We start from the raw sequence: 22,219 nt of genomic DNA on the forward strand, positions 1-22,219 counted from the left end.
CGGGACCGGCCGAGACGTCCGCGCCACAGTTCACCCGTGGGGCGGACGTCCGTCACCCGGGCCCGGCTACCCTCGCGGGAGGCACACGTCGAGCGGAGGGAGGTCGCGTGGCCCGCAGCCGCAAGGTGACGGTCAGCACCGACGCCCACGGTCACACCGCCGGCTGGGCGGAGACCGACCTGGCGCCCCTGGCGCCCCCGGAACCGGATCCGAGCGCGGCGGCCTTCTTCGACGTCGACAACACGATGATGCGGGGCGCGTCGATCTACTGGTTCGCCCGGGGCCTCGCCGCGCGCAACTACTTCACCACCACCGACCTGGCCCGGTTCGCCTGGCAGCAGCTCCGGTTCCGACTGCTCGCCACCGAGCACGCCGGTGACATGTCGCAGGCCAAGGAGGCAGCCCTCGCCTTCGTCGAGGGTTGGCGGGTGGACGACGTGGAACGCCTCGCGGAGGAGATCTTCGACGAGCTGATGGCGCCCCGCATCTGGGCCGGCACCCGCCAGCTCGCCCAGCGCCACCTCGACGCCGGCGAGCGGGTCTGGCTGGTCAGCGCGGCGCCGGTCGAGATCGGCCGGGTGATCGCCGCGCGGTTGGGCCTGACCGGCGCGGTCGGCACCGTCGCCGAGATCGTCGACGGCGCGTACACCGGCCGGCTGGTCGGCGACCTGATGCACGGGCCGGCCAAGGCGGAGGCGGTCTCCCAGCTCGCCGCTGTCGAGGGGCTCGACCTGGCCCGCTGCACCGCCTACAGCGACTCGTGCAACGACCTGCCGATGCTCTCGATGGTGGGCCGGGGCGTGGCGGTCAACCCGGACGCCGCCCTGTTCAGGGAGGCCCGGCAGCGCGGCTGGGACGTCCGCGACTTCCGCACCGGCCGCCGCGCCGTCAAGATCGCCGTACCGTCCACCGCGGCGGCCGGCCTGGTCGCCGGGGCGGTCACCGCCGGGCTGGCGCTGCACCGTCGCCGCCGCGACGGCTGACGGCGTCGAAGGCGCGTGAGGCTGCCGAACCACTGCCGTCGGGCACGCTGATACCTGTAAGGCATAAACATACCTGTGTGGTATCGAGGCGATGGGGCCACACACCGCCGGCCGAGGTCCGGCGCAGCCGGTCACGGCTCATGAAAGGACCGGAGCGGCACCGGGCGGACGTCCGTCAGGGCCCGAACGGGTCCGGGCGCCGCTCCAGCAGCTGGTGCAGGGTCTGCTGGATGGTCTCCCGCACCTGGTCGGCGAGGTTGAACACGACCAGCGGGTCGTCGGCGGAGTCCATCAGGTGGGCGGTGGGGATCGGCGGGCAGAACTCGATCAGCCACTTGCTCGGCAGCGGCACCACGCCGAGGGGCCCCAGCAGGGGGAACGTCGGCGTGACCGGGAAGTAGGGCAGCTTGAGCAGCCGCGCCAGGGGCTTGATGTCGGCGAGCATCGGATAGATCTCCTCGCCGCCGACGATGGCGACCGGCACGATCGGCGTGCCGGTGCGCAGCGCCGCCGAGACGAACCCGCCCCGACCGAAGCGTTGCAGCTTGTAGCGGTCGGAATAGAGCTTGCCGATGCCCTTGAAGCCCTCGGGGAAGACGCCGACCAGCTCGCCGTTGCCGAGCAACCGCTCGGCGTCCGGGTTGCAGGCGACCGTCCCGCCGGTCTTGCGGGCGATCTCGGAGACCACCGGCATCCGGAAGACCAGGTCGGCGCCGAGCAGCCGCAGGTAGCGGCGGGCCGGGTGCTGGTCGTGCAGCGCGGCCGACAGGATCAGCGCGTCCAGCGCCACGGTGCCGGAGTGGTTGCCGACCACCAGGCCGGCGCCCTCGGCCGGCACGTGCTCCAGGCCGGTGACCTCGGTGCGGAACCAATCCCGGTAGAGCATCCGCAGCAGCGGGTGGAAGACCGCCTCCGTGATGTCGGGATCGAAGCCGAACTCGTCGACCTCGTAGTCGCCGGAGAGCCGGCGACGCAGGAACGCCAGCCCCTTGGCGACCTTGCGGTCCCAGTGGTCGCCGGGCCGGTCCGCTACCGCCGGCCCGCCCGCCGGTGCCGGCGCCGCGACCGCCTCGTCCGTGGCGGCCGGGTCGGGCTCGTCGGGCGTGACGGGGTGGTGTCCGTTCGCCCGCGCGGGCTCCGCGCCCGGCGCGGCCACCTTCAGCGGTACGTCGTAGCGGCCGTCGCGCCGCTCGTCCGGCGCGTTCACGAGCCCTCCCGTACGGCCGACCGGACCTGCCGGATCCCGTCCAGCACGAGTTGCTCCGCGACGGCCAACTGGTCCCGGTGCACCACGACCCCGCCGTGGTGGGCGCGGATGAAGTCGTCGAAGGCGGCGGCGGTGGAGCGGGGCGTGAAGCCGTACTCGCGCTCCAGCCGGCCGGTGTCGACGACCCGGCCGTGCACGAAGAGGTCGACCTGGTCGAGGCCGTAGCGGCCGAAGCCGAGGTTGCGGGCGATCGCGGCGGCACTGGAGAGGCCGGGCTCCAGCACCGGCACGGCGACCCGGCCCGCGCGGCGGATCGCCTGCGACAGGGAGAGCACGCCGGGCCCCGCCACGTTGTACGTCCCCGGGTGGTCCTCGACGATCGACCGGTGCAGCACCTCCAACGCGTCGTCGAAGTGCAGGAACTGCAGACGGGGGTCACGCCCGAACACGGTGGGCACCACCGGCCGGGAGAAGTAGCGGGTGAGGGTGGTGTCGGCGGTCGAGCCGATGAACGGCGCGAAGCGCAGCACGGTCGCGGTGACGTCGGGGCGGCGGCGGCGGAAGCCGCGGACGTACCCCTCGATGTCGAGGATGTCGCGGCCGAACCCCCCGCGCGGCACCTCGCGCGGCTCGGTCTCCTCGGTGAAGACGGCCGGGTCGCGGAACGACGCCCCGTAGGCCGCCGTCGAGGAACGCACCACGAGCTTGCGCAGTCGGGGGGCGCGCTGGCAGGCGGCCAGGAGCTGCATCGTGCCGATGACGTTCTGGTCCTTCATCGCCGCGCGCCCGCCGTGCTGCGGATCCGGCGAGGTGACCAGGGCGAGGTGGACCACCGCGTCGACGTCGAGGTCGGCGAGGAGGCCGCCGAGCGAGCCGGGGTCGATGCGGACGCGCTCGATCCGGTCGAGCAGGTCGGCGACCTCGGCGCCGGGCTCGGGCTGGTCAACGCCGATGACCCGCTCGATGCGGGGGTCGGCGGCGAGCCGGGCGGCCACGTGCGCGCCGAGGTAGCGGCTGACCCCGGTGACGACGACGACCCCCGGGGCACCTGGGGTGCCACCGGGGGTCATGTCGCGCACCTTCCTCGGCAGGCGGGATCGAGCCGGGACATCCGCGGCGTGATCACCAGAGCCTCCGAGGGTCGACAGTTGGCAAGTGACGACGGGAGCCGGGTCGGGACCCGGCCCCGGTCACTTGCCGAGACGGCGACGCTGGACGCGGGTCTTGCGCAGCAGCTTGCGGTGCTTCTTCTTAGCCATGCGCTTGCGGCGCTTCTTGACCACCGAGCCCATACGAAAGCCTTTCGATGCAACGTGCGGGGCGACCGGATGACGCCACGGTGTGACGTCGGCGACCGCTTGCGGACAACGGACCGGACCAGCGGGGTTTGCGGCAGGGCGCGCCTGCGGTCACGGTCGGGCTCCAGGGTAGCCGGAGAGCGTCAGCAGGACCAACGCGCCCCCGTCGATGCCCGTCACGTCGCCCTCGACGGGCGGCCCGCGCAGGGGTCAGGCGGTTTCCTGGAAGGCGCCCCGCAGGTATTCGTGCACGGCGTGTTCGGGCACCCGGAACGACCGGCCGACCCGGACCGCGGTGAGTTCACCGCTGTGCACCAGGCGGTAGACCGTCATCTTCGACACCCGCATGACCGTCGCCACCTCGGCGACGGTGAGGAACTTGACCTCCGACAGCCGTCCGTCGGACTGCGACCCGGCCATGGCTCACCGACCCATCCCATGCCCGGCGCGTGCGGCCGGACGGGTTCGTCCCGCCCGGACCGGCGACGCGCGTGTTACCAGTACGGTAGCGGGACGGCTGTGACCGGCGCGATCCCTTCGTACAACTGATCATGGTTCTCGCCGGGTGACCACCCGTCCGGTCGGTTCGTCGCCGAACCCGTTGCGCCCGGCGCCCGATCGGTCCTCGCCGGGAAGCCGCCGCTGCTTCGGGGCGGTCGGAGCGCCGCGTGCGGGCCGTGGGACACCGCAGGTCGCGGGGGTCGCCGCCGCGCGGAAGGCGCCCGGTGGCTCCGGCGGCGCCGCCGGAGCCACCGGGCGGGTGCCCCGGGCCGCTTCCGGACGCGGACCGGGGCTCCGCGCTGGGAGCGGGCACCAGTGTGTCAGGTCGTCCGGCGCCGCCCGACAGCGGTCGATCATGAACGGGAGCCGACCCGCCCCGGGCCGTGCGCCCGGCCGCCTTCTCCCGCCACTTCCCCCCACCGCCACCGCGCCGTCCCGGTTCCGTCAGCCCACCACGGCCCGCACGTAGGCGACGCACTCGGCGTGCAGGGCGGGCCAGGGATCGCCGAGGACCCGCTCGGCCGCCTCCGCCACCGGCGTGCGCTCGTGCACCACCGCCGCGAAGAAGGCGCGCAGCCGCTCCGGGCCGAACCGGTCGACCAGGTGCCGGACCGCCAGGTAGGAGATGCCGTAGCTGCCGCCGACCCGGTCGGCCGGGGCGTCGTCGGCCGGGCTGAGGCTGTCGAGCCGGCCGTCCCAGCCGCCGCCGAGCAGGCCCCGGACCTCGTCGAGCCCGGCGTACCGGTCGATCGGCTCGCCGTCGGCGCCCGCGTACTCGGCCAGCCCCTCCACCAGCCACCAGGTGTCCCTGCCCGGGTAGCCGCGCTCGGGCAGGGACGCGGCGTGCGTCAGCTCGTGGCGCAGCAGGTCGTCCACCCCGCCGGCGACGAGCCCCTCGGCGTTGAGCACCACCTCGTGGTGGCCGCCGCCGACCGTGACCGCGTACCCGCCGGTCCACTTCGGCCGGCCGCCGCCGTACCAGCGCTGCCACTCGCCCCGGCCGGCGTGGAAGATGCGGTACCGGTCCGACGCGCGGCCGCCGACGGCGTACGTGTCGGCGATCCTGGCGGCGGCCTCCGCCTGGGCGAGCAGGCCGGGCAGTTCCTTGCGCAGGGCGGGCGTGGTGGCCACGAGCGTACGCGCGCCGACCGCCACGGCCAGCTCGCTGACCTCCCAGGGCCGGGTGCCGGTCCCGGCCGATCGGGACGGTTCCACGGCGAGCAGCCGGGGTCGTTCCCCCTCCCGCCAGCGGGTGCCGGTCAGCACCCGGCTGGTGCGGCAGCCCGGCGCGACGAAGCAGTAGCGGAACTCGACCAGCAGCCGCCACTCGCCGGGGCGGCCGTCGACGGGGGTGGGCAGGCCGGTGGCGTCGGCCTCCCAGGCGGTCACCCGCAGCGCGCGCAGCGCGGCGTACCGGCGGCGCAGGTCGGGATGCGCGACCGGCTCCGCGACGGCCAGGAACCCGGCGCGGTCCCCGCCGAGCAGGGCGGCGGACTGCCGGGCCAGTTCCGCCGTCATCCGCTCCCCGAGGCGGCGGGCGGCCACGGTGGCGGGGTCGTCGGACGCGGCGGCGGACGCCCGCGGGGCCGGCGGGTCACCGGCACGCACCAGGCCGGCCACCAGCGCCGCGGGCAGGCCGCAGGCCAGCAGCAGGACGACCGCCGCCAGCACCGCCCCGGGCGGCCGGATCCGCCGCGCCGCCGGTCCGCCACCCACCGCCGACGGGAGGGGCACTACGGGGGCCGCCACGACTTCCGGCGCGTCGTCCGGCGCCGGTCGGTCGTCCGTCCCGGGCTGCCCGTCAGTCACCCGCCGAAGGGTACGACCACCCGGGCGGCCGGGCGACCAGGGCCCGCCGGGCGAGCGCTCACCGGTCCTCCCGCCGGGGCCAGGACCCCAACGCGCCGTCCAGCGCGGCGACCAGGCTGTCGAAGGAGGCGTCGACGGCGCGGGGCAGCCCGAACCCGCCGGCAGCCTCCAGCGAGACGAACCCGTGCAGGGTGCTGCGCAGCATCCGGGTCGCGTCGAGGGCGTCGTCGCCGTCGAGCCCGTAGCCCCGCAGGGTGGCCCGGATCGCCCCGACGGCCCGCTCCCCGGCGGCGACGTGCTCCGGGTCGGTCGGGTCCGGCACCCGCTGGGCGGCCGGGTAGCGGCCGGGGTGGCGGTGGGCGTACGCCCGGTAGGCCGTGGCGACGGCCCGCAGCGCGTCCCCGCCGGCCCGGCCCGCGACGGCGGCGGTCAGTTCGTCGGCGAGCTCGGCCGTGGCCAGCGCGGAGAGCTTCTGGGCGAGCGCGTCGGCACCCCGGACGTGCTTGTAGAGGCTGGGCAGCGCGACGCCGAGCCGGTTGGCCAGCGCGGCGAGGGTGAGCTGGTCGGCGCCGACCTCGTCGGCGAGGCGGGCCGCCTCGCGCACCACGGCGTGCTGGTTGAGCCCGACCCTAGGCACCGGTGACCGCCAGGAACTCGGTGAGCTGGGCGGCCGTGCGGGCCGGCTGGTCGGCGTGCGGGTAGTGGCCGGAGTCGTCGATCATCCGCGCCTCGGCGGTGGCGAAGAGCCGGCGGGCCGCCCGCGCCGCCGCGCCCGGGTCGCGGAAGTCCGGGTCCCTGGTGCCCATCAGCACCAGCACCGGCTGCCGGACCTCGGGGGCGCGGGCGGTCCAGTGCGGCTCGGCGGGCGCGATCAGGCCGCGCATCGCCGCCATCCGGCCGGGCTCGCGCAGGGTGGCGACCATGGCCCTGCGGTACGCCGCGTCGTCGGCCGGCCGGTCGCACGGGAAGAGCGTGCGGTGGAAGAGCCCGAACAGCCGGGGGCTGCGCAGCACGGCGGCCAGCCCCACCCGCATGAACGGGTTGAGCTTCGGCTCCTCGACGAACGGGGCGAGTTGGACGACGCCGTCGACCAGGGCGGGGGCCTCGGCGGCGGCGAAGACCACGGCCGCCGCGCTGGACGAGCTGCCGGCCAGGGTGGCCGGCCCGCCACCGAGGTCGCGGACCACCGCGAGCAGGTCGGCGCCGACCTGCGCCGGGGCGTACGTCGGCCAGCCGACGCTGGACGCGCCGTGCCCCCGTACGTCCACCGAGGCCACCCGGTGCCCGGCCGCGACGAGCAGCGGGACCAGGTGGCGGAACGAGCCGCGGTTCTCCCCCATGCCGTGCGAGAGGACGACGAGCGGCCCCTGCCCGTGCGCCTCGTAGGCGATCCGTCCGCCGCCCCGCTCCACGTAGCTAACTGCCATAACCTGAAAGCTAATAGCCTTAGCCGGCATCGTCAAGGGCCGACCGCACCAGGTGGCACGAACTCGTCCGGCAACGGGAACGGGCCGGCGGGACGAAGGTCTCCGCCGGCCCGCACTGGGACCGCTGGGGGTGACGCTGGCCGATCCGGACGGCTACCGCCTGGTGCTGAGCACCCGGGGCTGGTCGAACGGCTGACTCACTTCCTCGACAGCACGGCCCGGCCGAAGAACATGAGGTTGGCCGGGCGCTCGGCGAGCCGGCGCATCAGGTAGCCGTACCAGTCCTCGCCGTAGGGCAGGTAGGTCCGCACCGTGTAGCCCTCGCCGGCCAGCCGGGCCTGCTCCTCCGGTCGGATGCCGTACAGCATCTGGAACTCGAACCGCTCCGGGCCGCGGTCGAACCAGCGGGCCCGGTCCTCGCCGATGGCGATCAGGCGGGGGTCGTGGGTGGCCAGCATCGGGTAGCCGTCGCCGGACATCAGGATGTTCATGCAGCGTACGTAGGACTTGTCCACCTCGCGTGCGGACTGGTAGGCCACCGACTCCGGCTCCTTGTAGGCGCCCTTGCACAGCCGCACCCGGGAACCGGCAGTCGCCAGCTCGCGGCAGTCCGACTCGGTGCGCCGCAGGTACGCCTGGAGCACCGCGCCCGTCGACGGGTGGTCCTTGCGCAGCTTGGCGAGGATGTCCAGGGTCGAGTCGGTGGTGGTGTGGTCCTCCATGTCCAGGGTGACCGTGGTGCCCGCCTCCTCGGCGGCGGCGCAGATCGCCCGCGCGTTGTCGTAGGCGAGCTGCTCGTCGAACATCTGGCCCAGCGCCGACAGCTTGACGCTCACCTCGGCGGCGGGGGTGAGCCCCGCCCCGGCGAGCCGCCGGAGCAGCCCGACGTACTCGTCGCGGGTGGCGGTGGCCTGCTCGGGGGTGACGGTGTCCTCGCCGAGGTTGTCGAGGGTGACCGCGAGACCGTCGTCGACGAGTTCGCGGGTCGCGCGCAACGCGTCGTCGGTCTTGGCGCCGGCCACGAACCGGCGGACGAGGTCCCGGGTGAAGGGGGCCGTCGCGACGAGCCGCTCGACCTGGGGTGACCGGGAGGCGGCGAGGATGACGGTACGGAGCATGGATCGAGCCTAACGCCCGCCGGTGCGCCCGCGCGGGGCAGCGGCGCAGCCCCGGACGTCAGGTCCCAACCGCATCACAGGCACCAGCCGCGGGGGGACGGCAGTGGCCCCCATCGGTTACAACGATGACGTGGAACAACGCCCCCGCCGCCGACTGCGGTCGGCCTCCGTGCAGCTCGGCGCGCTCACCGTCCTCGCGCTCACCCTCTCCGGCTGCAACATGACCTCGGACGACGACGATGACGACTGCGCCCTCGGCCCGGTCGGCGGGGGCGAGACGGTGGCCCTGGCCCTGCGGGCGCCCGTGGTGACCACCGGCCGCGCCGCGCCGGAGCCGGCCGCCGCGGCGGTGCCCGACCTGGGCGGCTTCGGCACGCACCTCGCCTCCTGCGGCGGCTGACGTGCGCCGGGAGTCGGTCACCCCCCGCCCGGACTGGGACGCCACGATCCGGTCCCAGGGCCTGGTGTACGTCGACACCGAGCTGCCCGACGGCGGCATCATGTCGTACTGGGACGAGACCGCCGCGTACGCGTTCGAGCTGGACGAGGTGCTGCGGCTGGAGGAGGCGACCGAGGAGCTGCACCGGATGTCGGTCGCCGCCGCCGAACACGTCGTCGCCCGCCGCCGCCACGCCGAGTTCGGCATCCCGGACTGGGCGGCCGAGGCCGTGGCCCGGTCGCTGCGCGAGGCGCCCCCCACCCTCTACGGGCGCTTCGACCTGGCCTACGACGGCAGCTGGCCGCCGAAGATGCTGGAATACAACGCCGACACCCCCACCGCGCTGGTCGAGGCGAGCATCGTCCAGTGGTACTGGCTGGAGCACACCCGGCCGGAGCTGGACCAGTGGAACAGCCTGCACGAACGCCTCGTCGGCGCCTGGGCGAAGATCGGTGCCGGCCTGCACGACCGCCGGGTGCACGTGCTCTGGTCGAACGAGGAGGAGTCCGGCGAGGACCACATGACCGCCGGCTACCTCGCCGAGACCGCCCGCCAGGCCGGGCTGGAGGTCACGCTCCAGCCGATCCAGCACATCGGCTGGGACGGCCGGCGCTTCGTCGACGCGGCCGACCAGCCGGTCACCACCTGCTTCAAGCTCTATCCCTGGGAGTGGATGCTCGCCGAGCCGTACGGGCCGCTGGCGCTGGAGCCGGGCACCCCGACGACCTGGATCGAGCCGGCGTGGAAGCTGCTGCTGTCCAACAAGGCGCTGCTCGCCGTGCTCTGGGAGCTGTACCCCGGCCACGAGCTGCTGCTGCCGGCGTACCTCGACTCGCCGCGCGGCATGCCGGAGTACGTGGCCAAGCCGCTGCTCGGCCGGGAGGGTGGCTCGGTGCGGATCGTCACCGGCGACACCGAGATCACCAATCCAGGGATCTACGGCGACGAGGGCTGGTGCTACCAGGAGTTCCGGGCGCTGCCGGAGTTCGCCGGCAACCGGGTGGTGCTGGGCAGCTGGATCGTCGACGGCGAGTCGGCCGGGGTGGGGGTGCGGGAGAGCGCGAGCCTCATCACCGACGGCTACGCGCGGTTCCTGCCGCACTACATCGACGCGCCACGGGCCCCCTGAGTCGTCTACCGTTGTGGGCGTGAACTTCGACGCGTACGCCCGGACCGGCGTTGACCTCGTCAACGCCCGCCTGGACGACCTCGACGACCTGCGGGCCCTCTTCCCCGACGACAACGCGTGGATGCGCGACGAGGTGGCGGAGCGGGACCTGGCGACATTCCGGCGGGCGCAGAAGCGGTTGCGCGACGTCTTCGAGTACGGCACCTCCGGGCGGGACGCCCAGGCGGTGACCGAGCTCAACGCCATGCTGGAGGCGTTCCCGGTGCAGCCCCGCATCTCCGGGCACGACTCCAGCGACTGGCACATGCACGTCACCAGCCGGGGCGCCTCCGTGAGCGCCGAATACCTGGCCGGCGCGGCCTGGGGGCTGTCGGTCTGGCTCTGCGAGTACGGCAGCGCCCGGTTCGGGGTGTGCGCCGACGAGCGCTGCGGCAACGTCTACCTGGACACCTCGTCCAACTGCTGCCGACGGTTCTGCTCGGAACGCTGCGCCACCCGCTCGCACGTCGCCGCCCACCGCGCCCGCAAGCGCGCGGCCATCGGCGAGCAGGCCGGCGCGGGCACCAAGGAATCGCTCACCACGGCCGTCTGACGCCCCGCCCCCGGCCGGCACCCACGCGTCGGCCGGGAGACGGGCCTCGCCCGAGGCTCAGGCGTCGACCGGGGACGGCGTGCCGAGGTGCTGGCGGGCGAACGCCAGTGCCTCCCGCAGGTCGGCCTCCCGCACCGCGCGGCTCTTCGCGCCCCGGGTGGTGACCTCCACGGCGACCGAGCCGGTGAACCCGCGCCCGGCCAGCGAGGACAGCAGCTCGCCGCACGGCTGGGTGCCGCGGCCCGGCACCAGGTGCTCGTCGCGGCCCTCGCCGGTGCCGTCGCCGAGGTGCACGTGGGCCAGGCCGGCGCCCATCCGGTCGGCCATCGCCAGCGAGTCGGTGTGCGAGGCGGCGCAGTGCGACAGGTCGAGCGTGTAGGAGGCGTAGCCGGTCTCGGTCGGGTCCCAACCCGGCACGTACGGCACGAACTGCCGGCCCGCCATCCGGACCGGGTACATGTTCTCCACCGGGAAGCGCAGGTCCGGGTAGTCGGCGGCGATCGCGGCGAGCCCGTCGGCGAAGCCGCGCGCGTAGTCCCGCTGCCAGGTGAACGGCGGGTGCACCACCACGGTGGGCGCCCCGAGCGTCGCCGCCATCTCGGCCGAGCGGCGCAGCCGCTCCCACGGGTCGGGGCTCCAGACCCGCTGGGTGACCAGCAGGCAGGGCGCGTGGACGGAGAGCACCGGGACGCCGTAGTGCTCGGCGAGCCCCCGCAGCGCGCCGACGTCCTGGCTGACGGCGTCCGTCCAGACCATCACCTCGACGCCGTCGTAGCCGAGGGCGGCGGCGAGCTGGAACGCCGCCGCGGTCCGCTCAGGGAAGACCGAGGACGTGGACAGGAGCACCGGGACGCGGGAAGTCACACCATCGAGGGTAGCCGGGATCGATCGACACCTCGTGACGAGAGATTGCAAACCGCCCAGATCACACTTCCCGCGCCCACTCCGGACCGGCTTCCGTTCGCGGCTGCGGTGCCCCCGGACTCACACCGGACCGAGCTGGTCCAGGCGGCGCAGGATGACGCCCTCGCGCAGCGCCCAGGGGCAGACGTCCAGCGCGTCCACGTCCAGTTGGCGCAGCACGGCCTCGGCGACGACCGCCCCGGCGAGCAGCTGGTGGGCCCGGCCCGCACTGACCCCCTCCAGCTCGACGAGCTGGGCCGGCGGGATGTGCCGGATGAACGCGAGCACCTGCCGCAGCCCGGCGCGGGTCAGCCGGCGCGGCGCCCACAGCCCGGCGCCGGAGGGGGCCGCGCCGGCCAGCCGGGCCAGGGTCCGGAACGTCTTCGAGGTGGCCACCGGCCGCTCCCAGCCCACCTCGGTCAGCTGCGCGACGACCGGTTCGAGCAGCCCGTCGACGTACGCCCGCAGCTCGTCGACCGCCTCGGCCGGCGGCGGCGCCGTGCTGTCGGGGGCCACCCGGAGCCGGTCGCGGGTGAGCCGACCGGCGCCGAGCGGCAGGGAGACCGCGACGGCCGGGTCCTCGTCGATGCCGGCGGCGAGTTCCAGCGAGCCGCCGCCGATATCCAGCACCAGCAGCCGGCCCGCCGACCAGCCGAACCAGCGCCGCACCGCCAGGAAGGTCAGCCGCGCCTCGTCCGCGCCCGGCAGCACCTCCAGGCGTACGCCGGCCTCGTCGCGCACCCGGGCCAGCACCTCGGCGGCGTTGGTGGCGTCGCGGACGGCGGAGGTGGCGAACGCGATCAGGTCGTCGGCACCGAGCCCGACGGCCGCCGCCTTGGCCATGCCGACCGCCTTGACCAGGCCGTCCGCGCCGGCCTCGGTGAGCGCGCCGTCCGGGCTGATCTGCTCGGCCAGCCGCAGCACGACCTTCTCGGAGTGTGCCGGCCAGGGGTGCGCCCCGGGATGGGCGTCGACCACCAGCAGGTGCACCGTGTTGGAACCGACGTCGAGGACACCCAGTCGCATGCTGAAGACACTAGGGCCAACCGGATTGCGCGGCTCGGCGGACCGGTGGGGGCGCCGGGCGTACGCTGGGCCGGGTGACAGGCCAGATCGAACTCCGCGTGCTGGTGGACGACCCGGACGACCCGCGCAGCCGCGAGGTGCCACTGGACTTCCCCCGGGAGTGGATCGAGTTCACCGACCCGGCGGACGACAACCACCTCATCCGGGCCGACCTGACGTGGCTGCTCTCCCGCTGGACGTGCGTCTACGGCCGGGGCTGCCACGGCATCGTCGCCGGCCGGGCCGCCGACGGCTGCTGCTCGCACGGCGCGTTCTTCACCGACTCCGAGGACGAGCAGCGGGTCCGGGCCGCCGTCAAGCGGCTCACCCCGGCGACGTGGCAGCACTTCCGGCGCGGGTTCAAGAACTGGACCGAGAACGACACCATCGACGGCAAGAACTCCGCCCGCCGCACCGCCACGCAGGGCGCGGACGGACCGTGCGTCTTCCTCAACGACGCCGGTTTCCCGGCCGGCGCCGGCTGCGCCCTGCACGCGCAGGCGCTGCGCGACGGGGTGCATCCGCTGGAATACAAGCCGGACGTCTGCTGGCAGCTGCCGATCCGCCGCGACCAGGAGTGGGTGAAGCGGCCGGACAACACGAAGGTGCTGGTCTCCACGCTCTCCGAGTTCGACCGGCGGGGCTGGGGCGCCGGCGGGCACGACCTGGACTGGTGGTGCACCTCCTCCACCGACGCGCACGTCGGCACCGAGCCGATGTACGTCTCCTACGGTCCGGAGCTGACCGCCCTGGTCGGCGCCCCCGCGTACGCGAAGCTGGCCGAGGTCTGCGGGGCACGCGGACGGCAGGGCCTCATCGCCCCGCATCCCGCCGACGGCGCCTGACACCGACCGACGACGAAGGGGCCCGCGTGCGGCGCGGGCCCCTTCGTGCGTACGCCGGTCAGGGCTCGAACTTGTAGCCGAGACCCCGCACGGTGACGATGAAGCGCGGCGCGGACGGCTCCGGCTCGACCTTGGAGCGCAGCCGCTTGACGTGCACGTCGAGGGTCTTGGTGTCGCCGACGTAGTCGGCCCCCCAGACCCGGTCGATGAGCTGGCCCCGGGTGAGCACCCGGCCGGCGTTGCGCAGCAGCAGCTCCAGCAGCTCGAACTCCTTGAGCGGAAGCTGCACGGGGGCGCCGTCGACGGTCACCACGTGCCGCTCGATGTCCATCCGCACCGGGCCGGCGGCCAGCGTCGGGCCACCCGACTCGGCGGCCTCGGCGCTCTGCCGCCGCAGCACCGCCCGGATCCGGGCGACCAGCTCCCGGGGCGAGTACGGCTTGGTCACGTAGTCGTCGGCGCCGATCTCCAGGCCGACCACCTTGTCGATCTCACTGTCCCGGGCGGTGACCATGATGATCGGCACGTGCGAGCGCTGCCGGAGCTGCCGGCACACCTCGGTACCGGACATCTCGGGCAACATCAGGTCGAGCAGCACGATGTCGGCGCCGGTCCGGTCGAACTCGGTGAGGGCGGAGGTGCCCGTCGCGGCGACGGAGACCTCGAAACCCTCCTTGCGGAGCATGTACGACAGGGCGTCGGAGAACGACTCCTCGTCCTCGACCACCAGAACGCGGCTCAACGGGACTTCCTTTCCATGTGCTGTCAGGCCTGCCGGAGTTCGGCCGGAGCGGCCTCGATCCCAGCGGAGGGTGGTATCGCCGGGACCTCGTCGGGGGGACGGGTGGGCAGCCGGAGGGTGAACGTCGATCCACCACCAAGAGTGCTCGACACCTCCACCCTTCCGCCATGGTTGCCGGCGATGTGTTTCACGATGGCCAGCCCCAGGCCGGTGCCGCCGGTGGAACGCGACCGGGCCTGGTCGGCCCGGTAGAACCGTTCGAAGATCCGGTCCACGTCGGTCGGGGCGATCCCGATGCCCTGGTCGGCGACGGAGATCTCCACGTGTTCGTCGGTGGCGCGCGCGGTGATCCGGACGGTGGTGTCCTCGCCCGAGTAGTTGACGGCGTTCTCCACCAGGTTGGACACGGCCGTGGCGAGCTGGGTGTCGCTGCCGTGGACGGTCAGGCCCCGCTCGGCGTCGACGGTCACCTCGATCCGCCGGGCGGCGGCGGAGGTGCGGGTCCGGTCGATCACCTCGGCGATGACCCAGTCGACCGCGACCGGCTCCGGCGGCGGCTGCGGCTCGGCGCCCTGGAGCCGGGTCAGCTCCAGCAGTTCCTGCACGAGGCGGCCCAGCCGGGTCGACTCGTGCTGGATGCGCTCGGCGAACCGGCGGGCGGCGACCAGGTCCTCGGAGAGGTCGGGTGCGCCCGCGCCGGCCGGCTCGGTGGCGTCCAGCAGCGCCTCGGCGAGGAGTTGGAGGGCCCCGATCGGGGTCTTGAGCTCGTGGCTGACGTTCGCGACGAAGTCGCGCCGGACGCGCGCCAGCCGGTGCGACTCGGTCACGTCGGACGCCTCGACGGCGATGAAGCCGGCCCCGATCCCCATCGCCCGCAGGTGCACCCCGAGCGGGTTCACCCCGGCGTTGTCGCGGCCCCGGGGCAGGTCCAGCTCGATCTCGCGCCGCACGCCGGTGCGCCGCACCTGCCCGGCGAGCGTACGGATCAGGGGGTGGGCGGCGATCGAGCCCTGGGTGGGGCCGGTGCGGAGCAGCCCCATCGCGCGGGCGGCCGGGTTGACCAGGACGGGCAGGTCGTCGGGGTCGAGTACGACCACGCCGGCCCGCAGCGAATCGATGGTCCGGCGACCGATCCCGGACTGCGGATCCTCGGCTATCGGGAGCCTCCCGGAGGTGTTGGGGAAGCCGGCCCGGCCCCCCGCCCGCGTGGCACGGTCGCCCAGCGCCGGGACGAACCGGGGCAGCAGCACCCCGGCGATCAGCCCGACCGCCAGTCCCACGGCCACCGCGACCGTCACCGCCCATTCCACCCGGCGATCGTAGGGTCATTGTTAACCTGGCAACCCCCACAAATGGGATGAATCACCTTCGCTTCCGGGAAAGTTCACTCCCGCGCCGGGCGTCGTTCACCGGGGTTCACCTCGGGTCCCCCCGTCCGACCTACCGTGGGCGGCGCACCTGCTCCCGCCGGCCCCCGGGCCGGCGACCACCGACCACAGGACGTGACAATGCGCGACGAGTTCCGGGCTGACCTGCAGATCGTCAGCCAGCTGCTGGTGGACATGGCGGAGGGGGTCCGGGCCGCGATGCGGCAGGCCACCCGCGCCCTGCTCACCGCGGACCGCCGGGCGGCCGAGACGGTGATCGAGCGGGACGCCGAGATCGACGAGCTCTACCGGCACGTCGAGGAGCGCGTCTGCGACCTGCTCGCCCGGCAGGCCCCCGTCGCCTCCGACCTGCGCGCGATGATCACCGCGCTGCACGTCGCGGCCGACCTGGAGCGGATGGGCGACCTGGCCGACCACGTCGCCAAGACCGCCCTGCGCCGGCACCCCTCGCCGGCCGTGCCGGCGGAGCTGCGGCCGACCTTCACCGACATGGCGGCCATCGCCGACCGGATGGCCATCAAGATCGGCTCGGTGCTCGCAAAGCCCGACGCCGACCTCGCCGCCGAACTCGACGGCGACGACGACGCCATGGACGACCTGCACCGCAGCCTGTTCGGGCTGCTGCTCGGCGAGGACTGGCCGTACGGGGTGGAGACCGCCATCGACGCCACCCTGCTCGGCCGCTTCTACGAGCGCTTCGCCGACCACGCCGTCAACGCGGGCGAACAGGTGGTCTACCTGATCACCGGGCAGACCACCCCCAACTGAGATCACAGAAGGGGCCCCATCCCCGCGCGTGTCGCGTCGGAGAGGGGCCCCTTCTCTGCCTACGTCAGCGACCCTGGTTGGCCACGGCGGCAGCGGCCGCCTTCGCGGCGGCCGGGTCCAGGTACGTGCCGCCCAGGGTGAGCGGGCGCAGCTGCGGGTCCAGGTCGTAGCGCAGCGGGATGCCCGTGGGGATGTTCAGCTTGGCGATCGCGGAGTCGGAGATCTGGTCCAGGTGCTTGACCAGGGCGCGCAGCGAGTTGCCGTGCGCGGCCACCAGCACCGTTCGGCCGGCCAGGATGTCCGGCACGATCGAGTCGTACCAGTAGGGCAGCATCCGCTCGACGACGTCCTTCAGGCACTCGGTGCGGGGCATCAGCTCGCCCGGCAGCAACGCGTAGCGCGGGTCGCCGACCTGCGAGAACTCGTCGTCGTCGGCGATCGGCGGCGGCGGGGTGTCGTACGAGCGGCGCCAGAGCATGAACTGCTCCTCGCCGTACTCCTCCAGGGTCTGCTTCTTGTTCTTGCCCTGGAGGGCGCCGTAGTGCCGCTCGTTGAGCCGCCACGACCGCCGCACCGCGATCCAGTGCCGGTCGGCGGCGTTCAGCGCCAACTCGGCGGTGCGGATCGCGCGGCGCATCACGCTGGTGTGCACCACGTCCGGCAGCAGGTCGTGCTCGCGCAGCAGTTCGCCGCCGCGGCGCGCCTCGGTCTCGCCCTTCTCCGTCAGGTCGACGTCGACCCAGCCGGTGAAGAGGTTCTTGGCGTTCCAGTCGCTCTCGCCGTGCCGCAGCAGGACCAGCGTCCCGACGGTGGGCCCCTCGCTAGCAGTCATGCCGATCATCCTGCCGCACGCCGCCGGGCGACGCGCGGGCAGTGGTCGTGACGACCACCACGTGGAAAATGCGCTGCCCGGAGATCCGGCCTGGCACTAGGTTGTAAGGCGCGACAATCAAGACGGTCATTACGGGCGGGGGCGCCGACGTGCGGACGATGCAGGGCTGGTTCCGGGACACCACCGGCGGCCTGCCGGTCACCTTCTGGTACCTGTGGGCCGGCACCCTGATCAACCGGCTCGGCTCGTTCGTCCTGGTCTTCCTGGCCATCTACCTGACGCAGGAGCGCGGCTTCTCCCCGGCCCAGGCGGGGCTGGTGCTCGGCCTGTGGGGCGTCGGCGGTGCGGTCGGCACCACCGCCGGCGGCACGCTGAGCGACCGCTGGGGCCGCCGGCCCACCCTGCTCACCGCGCATCTCGGCGCGGCGGCCATGATGCTCGCCCTCGGCTTCGCGAGGGAGCTGTGGGCGGTGGCGCTCGGCGCCCTGCTGCTCGGCATGTTCGCCGAAGCGGCCCGGCCCGCCTTCGGCGCGATGGTGATCGACGTGGTGCCCGAGAAGGACCGGCTGCGGGCCTTCTCGCTCAACTACTGGGCGATCAACCTCGGCTTCGCCAGCGCGGCCATCCTCGCCGGCCTCGCCGCCGAGGCCGGCTTCCTGCTGCTCTTCGTGGTCGACGCGACCACCACCGTGATCACCGCGCTGATCATCTTCGTCAAGGTCGGCGAGACCCGGCGGGCCCCCGTCGTCGGCAACGGCCACAAGGGCGCCGGCGCTCCGGTCGGGGCGCTGCGCACCATCCTGCGCGACCGGGTCTTCCTCGGCTTCGTGACGCTCAACCTCTTCGCCGCGCTGGTCTTCCTCCAGCACATCTCGATGCTGCCGATCGCCATGGGCGACTCCGGCCTCAGCCCCACCACCTACGGCTCCGTGATCGCGCTCAACGGGGTGCTGATCGTGGTCGGCCAGCTCTTCGTACCCCGGCTGATCAGGGGCCGGAGCCGGTCGCACGTGCTCGCCCTCGCGTCGGTGGTGATGGGCGTCGGGTTCGGGCTCACCGCCTTCGCCGACACCGCCTGGTTCTACGGCCTGACCGTGCTGATCTGGACGGTCGGCGAGATGCTCAACTCGCCGTCCAACGCCACCCTGATCGCCGAACTCTCCCCCGCCGAGCTGCGCGGCCGCTACCAGGGGGTCTTCTCGCTCTCCTGGCAGGGGGCCGCCGCGATCGCGCCGGTCCTCGGCGGCCTCGTCCGGGAGCAGGCCGGCAACGCCCAGCTCTGGTTCGGCTGCGCCGCCATCGGCGGGCTGATGGCGGTCGCCCACCTGGTCTCCGGCCCGACGCGGGAACGGCGGGCCGCGACGCTGCGGGCGGCCACCGGTCCCGCCGTACCGGTGGTGGCGATCCAGCCGCCCGCCCCGCAGGCGGCCGAGGCGGCGGCGACGGCACCCGCCGAACCGGCGACGGTCGACGCCCGGTCGTAAACCGGCGACGGTCGACGCCCGGCCGTGACCCGCGACGGTCGACGCCCGGGCCGTAGTCGGCGCGGAGCAGCCCGCAGGCAGGGCGGTGACCAGCGACACCCTGGCGCGTCGACCGGCGGCTTCCTACGGTCTAGGGCGATTCGGTTAGGAAACAAAACTGTCGGGAGGACCGGTGCGGGCCCTGCGCCGCTGGCTGGACGACACCGCGGGTGGGCTCCCCGCCACCTTCTGGTACCTCTGGGCCGGGCTGCTGATCAACCGGGCCGGCGCCTTCGCGATGCTCTTCCTGTCGCTCTACCTGACCGACGCGCGGGGTGCCAGCGAGGCGCTCACCGGTACGGTCGTCGGGGCGTACGGGCTGGGCGGCGCGGCGGGCGTGCTGCTCGGCGGGGTGCTGGCCGACCGGTGGGGGCGGCGGTCCACCCTGCTCGCCGCCCACCTCGCCACCGCCGGGCTGATGGTCGGGCTGGCCTTCAGCCGGCACCTGGCGATGATCGCCGCACTCGCCGCCCTGGTCGGGGTGGCGCACTCGATGCCCAGCCCCGCCTTCGTGGCGGCGATCGTCGACGTGGTGCCCGAGCGACGCCGCTCCCGGGCCTTCAACCTCCAGTTCTGGGCGTTCAACCTGGGCATGGCCGTGGCCTCGCTGCTGGCCGGCCTGCTCGCCGAGGCGAGCTTCGTGGCGCTCTTCCTGGTCGACGCCGCCGCCACCGTGCTCGCGGCGGCGGTCATCGCGTGGAAGGTCCCGGAGACGCTCCCCCGCCGCCTCGCCGGCCCTGTGCCGATCTTGGACATTTCCCGTTCCGACCGGACGGAAAGCGTCCAAGATCTTCCGTCGGCGGCTTCGACGACCTGCTCGCCCGGCGTGCCGTCGAAGCCGGTGGTCGGCGGCGGGGCAGTGGGGCGGCAGCGGCGGGCCTGGTGGCTGGGGCGGGCGGGGCGGCAGCGGCAGCCTGGGTTGCACACCGCGCTGACCGACCGCACGTTCCTCACCTTCGTCGGCCTGACCTTCGTCCTGGCCGTGTTGACCATGCAGACGTCGACGATCATGCCCCTGGCCATGCGGTCGGACGGCCTGCGCCCGTCGGCGTACGGCGCGGTGGTGGCGCTCGGCGGGGTCCTGATCGTGCTCGGGCAGCTCTTCGTGCCGCGGCTGATCGAACGGCACCGCAAGGACCGCGTCCTGGCCGTCTCCACCGCGCTGCTGGCGCTCGGCTTCGCCGCCCTCGCGTTCGCCGACGACGTGATGGTCTACCTGGCGGCGGCGGTGGTCTGGACCGCCGGCCAGATGCTCGCCGCACCGCCCAACGCACAGATCAACGCCGACCTCGCCCCCCTGGAGCTGCGGGCCCGCTACCAGTCGGTGTTCTATCTGGCGTTCCCGGCGGCGTCGTTCGTGGCGCCCACCCTCGGCGGGGTCAGCCTCCAGTACCTCGGGGACCGGCACTGGCTGATCGTCGGCGGGCTGGGACTGCTGGCCGCCGGCTGCCACCTGCTGGCCGGGCCACCCCGCGAACGGCGCGTCGCCGCCCTCCGCCGCATCTCCGCTCCCCTCCCACCCCCGCCCCCGACTCCCACCGCCGCCACGCGGTGATCATGAGGTTGGCGGCGTCCAGGGAGATCGGCATCGCCGCCAACCTCATGATCAACGAGGCGGCGGACCGGGGTGGCGGGGGCGGGACGGAGGGTCGGGACGGGAGGGGGGAGGACAGCAGAACGCCCACCGCGACTCGTGATCGCGATGGGCGCTCGCACCGTATGACCGGCGGCGGCGGGCGAAGCCCACCCCCGTAGGCGTCGCCCGCTCGCGCCGCCGGTCCAAACAGGTGGCCACCGTCCCCCAACGGTGTTGTTCCACCCGTCCCCTGCGCCTCGCTCGGTGCACGGATCTGATCGATCCACCGCTCCCCCGAACGGTTCCAAGCGTGGCGCGGTGCAATAAAGTTAGTTCGCCCGGTATTACGAAGACAACCTGAATGGGCTGTCTCGCCGGTCACAGCTCCCGGTGTCCCACCCGGGGGTGACCGCTGTTCCGGTCTCGGTCAGCCGAACAGCGCTTACCCGCCCGCCATTCCCCGAAACACGTCAGGCGTCCTCACGATCGGGTGATTCCGTACGAAAGAAGTTGCTCGGCCGACCGTCACGCAACTGCTCCTGGTAGATCAGGTTCAGCTTCCGCTCGTCGAAGGTGCGGAACCACTCGCCCCAGGTGATCTCGCGGATCCGGCTGCTCTCCCGGTAACCGGGCATGTTGAAGGTGAGCACGCCGGCCCGCCCCGCCCGCTCGGTGCCCGCGATCGTCGCCGGTTTGGCGCCGCGCTCCCGCGCCCAGCGCTGGATGACCTCGTGGTTGGTGGTCACCAGGCTGCGGCCCGGGCGCTCCGGCCGATCAGCGGTGGACGAGATGAGCTGCGAGGAACGCACCGACCGCGAGCTGCTCCGCCCGGTCCGTACGCCGGTCGTCGTACCCCCGCGAGGCGTGCCCGCCCGCGCCGGGGCCGGCGCGGCCTTCCGGGCCGCCGACGTGGTCTTCCTGGCCGGGGCCGCCTTCGCGGCTGCCTTCCTGGCCGGGGCCTTCTTCGCCGCCGCCTTCTTCGCCGGGGCGGCCTTGTTCGCCGCCTGCGCACGGCCCGGTGCGGCCTTGTTCGCTGCCTGCGCACGGCCCGGGGCGGCCTTGCCCGCCGCCCGGCCCGACGCGGCCTTCTTCGTGGCGGCCGCCCGTCCGGCGGATGCCCGGGTCCCCGTCGCCCGACCGGCCGGCCCGGTGCTGCGGCGCGCGGCACCGCCCGCCGGCCGCTCCGCCCGCAGGGTCTTCGCCAGCGTCTTCACCAGTTCCGGCTTGCGCAGGGCGGAGATGCCGGAGACCCCGCGCTTGCGGAGCTGCCCCCGGATCTCGTCCACCTTCATCCGGGAGATCTCGGATTCGGAGATCGTCGGGGTGTTCGGGGTCTGGTTGCCCGCCTGCCGTTTCGTCCTGGTCGCAGTCCCGCCGCGACCTGAGCTGTTCCGCTGAGCCATGGGACGCTCACGCTCCTCGACAGTTGGTCCTCGGCGCGCGGCGGGTCCCAGTGCCGCACCGCGCGGTGCGGCATACCCGTCAGGACCGGTCCGAACCTCCGACCCGGGCACCTGTGCCCGAGGCGTCGCCGGACTGCCCGGCGGCGGCCGGCCGGCCGGGATCGGCGGCGGCCGGGGACGGCTCGAAGAGGTGCGCGAACGCCGCGAGGTTCGCGGTGGACTCGCCCCGCTTGACCCGCCACTCCCACTCCCGCCGGATCGAGCTGCCGAAGCCGATCTCCAGCATCGTGTCGAAGGACTCGTCGGCGTACGTGAGCACCGCGCCCAGCAGCCGGTCCAGCTCGTCGGCGTCGATGCCGGCGGGGTTGACGCGGCCGGTCAGGTAGACGTCGCCGACCGCGTCGACGGAGAACGACACGCCGTACATGCGGGCGTTGCGCTGGAGCAGCCAGGCCCACAGCTCCTCGCGGCGCTCGTCCGGCTGGCGCATCACGAACGCCTCGATCCGCAGCGCGTGCTCGCCGACGATCAGGTTGCAGATCGTCTTCAACTTGTGGGTGCCCGGCAGCGTGACCGCGTACGACCCCGGGCCGGTCGACTCCCAGGCCAGTTCCCGCTCGTCGCAGACCGACTCGATCAGGGCCGCAAGATCGCTCTTCCCGCTCATCGGA

Annotated in this window: 23 protein-coding genes and 1 pseudogene; 9 read left to right on the forward strand and 15 right to left on the reverse strand. The window is 73.8% G+C overall.

Annotation, left to right across the window (positions count from 1 at the left end):
- Positions 1 to 107 precede the first annotated feature (107 nt).
- Complete coding sequence (locus CLT72_RS18590) at positions 108 to 983, forward strand: HAD family hydrolase (protein WP_101412888.1); 876 nt, start codon at positions 108 to 110, stop codon at positions 981 to 983.
- Between the two features lie 175 nt (positions 984 to 1,158).
- Here the strand turns inward: CLT72_RS18590 and CLT72_RS18595 are convergent, their stop codons facing one another.
- The 7 genes from CLT72_RS18595 to CLT72_RS18625 all read right to left on the reverse strand — a co-directional run bounded on the left by CLT72_RS18595 (position 1,159) and on the right by CLT72_RS18625 (position 7,225).
- Positions 1,159 to 1,968 carry a lysophospholipid acyltransferase family protein gene (locus CLT72_RS18595; RefSeq protein WP_250101508.1) on the reverse strand — a complete coding sequence of 270 codons (810 nt, stop codon included), beginning with the start codon at positions 1,966 to 1,968 and terminating at the stop codon, positions 1,159 to 1,161.
- 218 nt (positions 1,969 to 2,186) lie between these two features.
- A complete protein-coding gene (locus CLT72_RS18600) occupies positions 2,187 to 3,260 on the reverse strand; it encodes an NAD-dependent epimerase/dehydratase family protein (RefSeq protein ID WP_101412890.1) in 1,074 nt (357 codons plus the stop codon).
- Positions 3,261 to 3,380: 120 nt separating this feature from the next.
- The gene (locus CLT72_RS18605; protein ID WP_007465623.1) at positions 3,381 to 3,482 is read right to left on the reverse strand and encodes a 30S ribosomal protein bS22; all 102 of its coding nucleotides are present in this window, start codon (positions 3,480 to 3,482) and stop codon (positions 3,381 to 3,383) included.
- Between the two features lie 216 nt (positions 3,483 to 3,698).
- Complete coding sequence (locus CLT72_RS18610) at positions 3,699 to 3,908, reverse strand: helix-turn-helix domain-containing protein (protein WP_007465625.1); 210 nt, start codon at positions 3,906 to 3,908, stop codon at positions 3,699 to 3,701.
- 525 nt (positions 3,909 to 4,433) lie between these two features.
- Positions 4,434 to 5,798 carry a hypothetical protein gene (locus tag CLT72_RS18615; protein WP_250101474.1) on the reverse strand — a complete coding sequence of 455 codons (1,365 nt, stop codon included), beginning with the start codon at positions 5,796 to 5,798 and terminating at the stop codon, positions 4,434 to 4,436.
- A 58-nt stretch (positions 5,799 to 5,856) separates the two neighbouring features.
- Entirely contained in the window at positions 5,857 to 6,435 is a 579-nt protein-coding gene (locus CLT72_RS18620; RefSeq protein WP_101412891.1) for a TetR/AcrR family transcriptional regulator, read from the reverse strand.
- Positions 6,428 to 7,225, reverse strand: coding sequence for an alpha/beta fold hydrolase (locus CLT72_RS18625; protein ID WP_101412892.1), 798 nt, complete (start codon positions 7,223 to 7,225; stop codon positions 6,428 to 6,430). The genes CLT72_RS18620 and CLT72_RS18625 overlap by 8 nt, the downstream gene beginning before the upstream one ends.
- A gap of 77 nt (positions 7,226 to 7,302) precedes the next feature.
- Between CLT72_RS18625 and CLT72_RS32880 the strand changes: the two are divergent.
- Positions 7,303 to 7,421, forward strand: a pseudogene (locus CLT72_RS32880) (VOC family protein); the annotation flags it as partial.
- Between the two features lies 1 nt (position 7,422).
- On the opposite strand, the gene CLT72_RS18635 reads toward CLT72_RS32880, so the two are convergent.
- Positions 7,423 to 8,343 carry a proline dehydrogenase family protein gene (locus tag CLT72_RS18635; protein WP_101412893.1) on the reverse strand — a complete coding sequence of 307 codons (921 nt, stop codon included), beginning with the start codon at positions 8,341 to 8,343 and terminating at the stop codon, positions 7,423 to 7,425.
- Positions 8,344 to 8,473: 130 nt separating this feature from the next.
- Between CLT72_RS18635 and CLT72_RS18640 the strand changes: the two genes are divergently transcribed.
- The 3 genes from CLT72_RS18640 to CLT72_RS18650 are packed head-to-tail and all read left to right on the forward strand — an operon-like array spanning position 8,474 to position 10,503.
- On the forward strand, positions 8,474 to 8,743 hold the full coding sequence (locus CLT72_RS18640; RefSeq protein WP_486484279.1) for a hypothetical protein: 270 nt from the start codon (positions 8,474 to 8,476) through the stop codon (positions 8,741 to 8,743).
- A gap of 1 nt (position 8,744) precedes the next feature.
- Positions 8,745 to 9,911, forward strand: a complete 1,167-nt coding sequence (locus tag CLT72_RS18645; protein WP_101412894.1) for a glutathionylspermidine synthase family protein — start codon at positions 8,745 to 8,747, stop codon at positions 9,909 to 9,911.
- Between the two features lie 19 nt (positions 9,912 to 9,930).
- Complete coding sequence (locus CLT72_RS18650; protein WP_101415254.1) at positions 9,931 to 10,503, forward strand: CGNR zinc finger domain-containing protein; 573 nt, start codon at positions 9,931 to 9,933, stop codon at positions 10,501 to 10,503.
- Between the two features lie 57 nt (positions 10,504 to 10,560).
- Here CLT72_RS18650 and CLT72_RS18655 read toward each other — a convergent pair whose 3' ends face one another.
- Both CLT72_RS18655 and CLT72_RS18660 read right to left on the reverse strand, forming a co-directional pair.
- A complete protein-coding gene (locus CLT72_RS18655; protein WP_199184597.1) occupies positions 10,561 to 11,367 on the reverse strand; it encodes a sugar phosphate isomerase/epimerase family protein in 807 nt (268 codons plus the stop codon).
- Between the two features lie 120 nt (positions 11,368 to 11,487).
- Positions 11,488 to 12,432: a Ppx/GppA phosphatase family protein gene (locus CLT72_RS18660; RefSeq protein ID WP_101412896.1), complete on the reverse strand. Its 945-nt coding sequence runs from the start codon at positions 12,430 to 12,432 to the stop codon at positions 11,488 to 11,490.
- A gap of 74 nt (positions 12,433 to 12,506) precedes the next feature.
- Here CLT72_RS18660 and CLT72_RS18665 point away from each other — a divergent pair, with 74 nt between their 5' ends.
- The gene (locus CLT72_RS18665; RefSeq protein ID WP_101412897.1) at positions 12,507 to 13,316 is read left to right on the forward strand and encodes a DUF3109 family protein; all 810 of its coding nucleotides are present in this window, start codon (positions 12,507 to 12,509) and stop codon (positions 13,314 to 13,316) included.
- A gap of 58 nt (positions 13,317 to 13,374) precedes the next feature.
- Here CLT72_RS18665 and CLT72_RS18670 read toward each other — a convergent pair whose 3' ends face one another.
- Positions 13,375 to 14,058, reverse strand: coding sequence for a response regulator transcription factor (locus tag CLT72_RS18670; RefSeq protein WP_088998216.1), 684 nt, complete (start codon positions 14,056 to 14,058; stop codon positions 13,375 to 13,377).
- A gap of 23 nt (positions 14,059 to 14,081) precedes the next feature.
- A complete protein-coding gene (locus CLT72_RS18675) occupies positions 14,082 to 15,368 on the reverse strand; it encodes an ATP-binding protein (protein WP_101412898.1) in 1,287 nt (428 codons plus the stop codon).
- Positions 15,369 to 15,566: 198 nt separating this feature from the next.
- On the opposite strand from CLT72_RS18675, the gene phoU reads away from it, so the two are divergent.
- The gene (gene phoU / locus CLT72_RS18680; protein WP_101412899.1) at positions 15,567 to 16,214 is read left to right on the forward strand and encodes a phosphate signaling complex protein PhoU; all 648 of its coding nucleotides are present in this window, start codon (positions 15,567 to 15,569) and stop codon (positions 16,212 to 16,214) included.
- Between the two features lie 64 nt (positions 16,215 to 16,278).
- On the opposite strand, the gene CLT72_RS18685 is transcribed toward phoU, so the two are convergent.
- Positions 16,279 to 17,046 (reverse strand): phosphoglyceromutase, encoded by a 768-nt coding sequence (locus tag CLT72_RS18685; RefSeq protein WP_101412900.1) that lies wholly within the window; start codon positions 17,044 to 17,046, stop codon positions 16,279 to 16,281.
- Between the two features lie 149 nt (positions 17,047 to 17,195).
- On the opposite strand from CLT72_RS18685, the gene CLT72_RS18690 reads away from it, so the two are divergent.
- A complete protein-coding gene (locus CLT72_RS18690; protein WP_101412901.1) occupies positions 17,196 to 18,530 on the forward strand; it encodes an MDR family MFS transporter in 1,335 nt (444 codons plus the stop codon).
- A 172-nt stretch (positions 18,531 to 18,702) separates the two neighbouring features.
- Positions 18,703 to 20,124 (forward strand): MFS transporter, encoded by a 1,422-nt coding sequence (locus CLT72_RS32885; RefSeq protein ID WP_396799910.1) that lies wholly within the window; start codon positions 18,703 to 18,705, stop codon positions 20,122 to 20,124.
- 491 nt (positions 20,125 to 20,615) lie between these two features.
- On the opposite strand, the gene CLT72_RS18710 is transcribed toward CLT72_RS32885, so the two are convergent.
- Positions 20,616 to 21,548, reverse strand: coding sequence for a hypothetical protein (locus tag CLT72_RS18710; RefSeq protein WP_101412903.1), 933 nt, complete (start codon positions 21,546 to 21,548; stop codon positions 20,616 to 20,618).
- Between the two features lie 79 nt (positions 21,549 to 21,627).
- Positions 21,628 to 22,215, reverse strand: coding sequence for a type III secretion system chaperone family protein (locus CLT72_RS18715; protein ID WP_250101482.1), 588 nt, complete (start codon positions 22,213 to 22,215; stop codon positions 21,628 to 21,630).
- Between the last annotated feature and the right edge of the window lie 4 nt (positions 22,216 to 22,219).

It is taken from the genome of Micromonospora sp. CNZ309 (genome assembly GCF_002846525.1).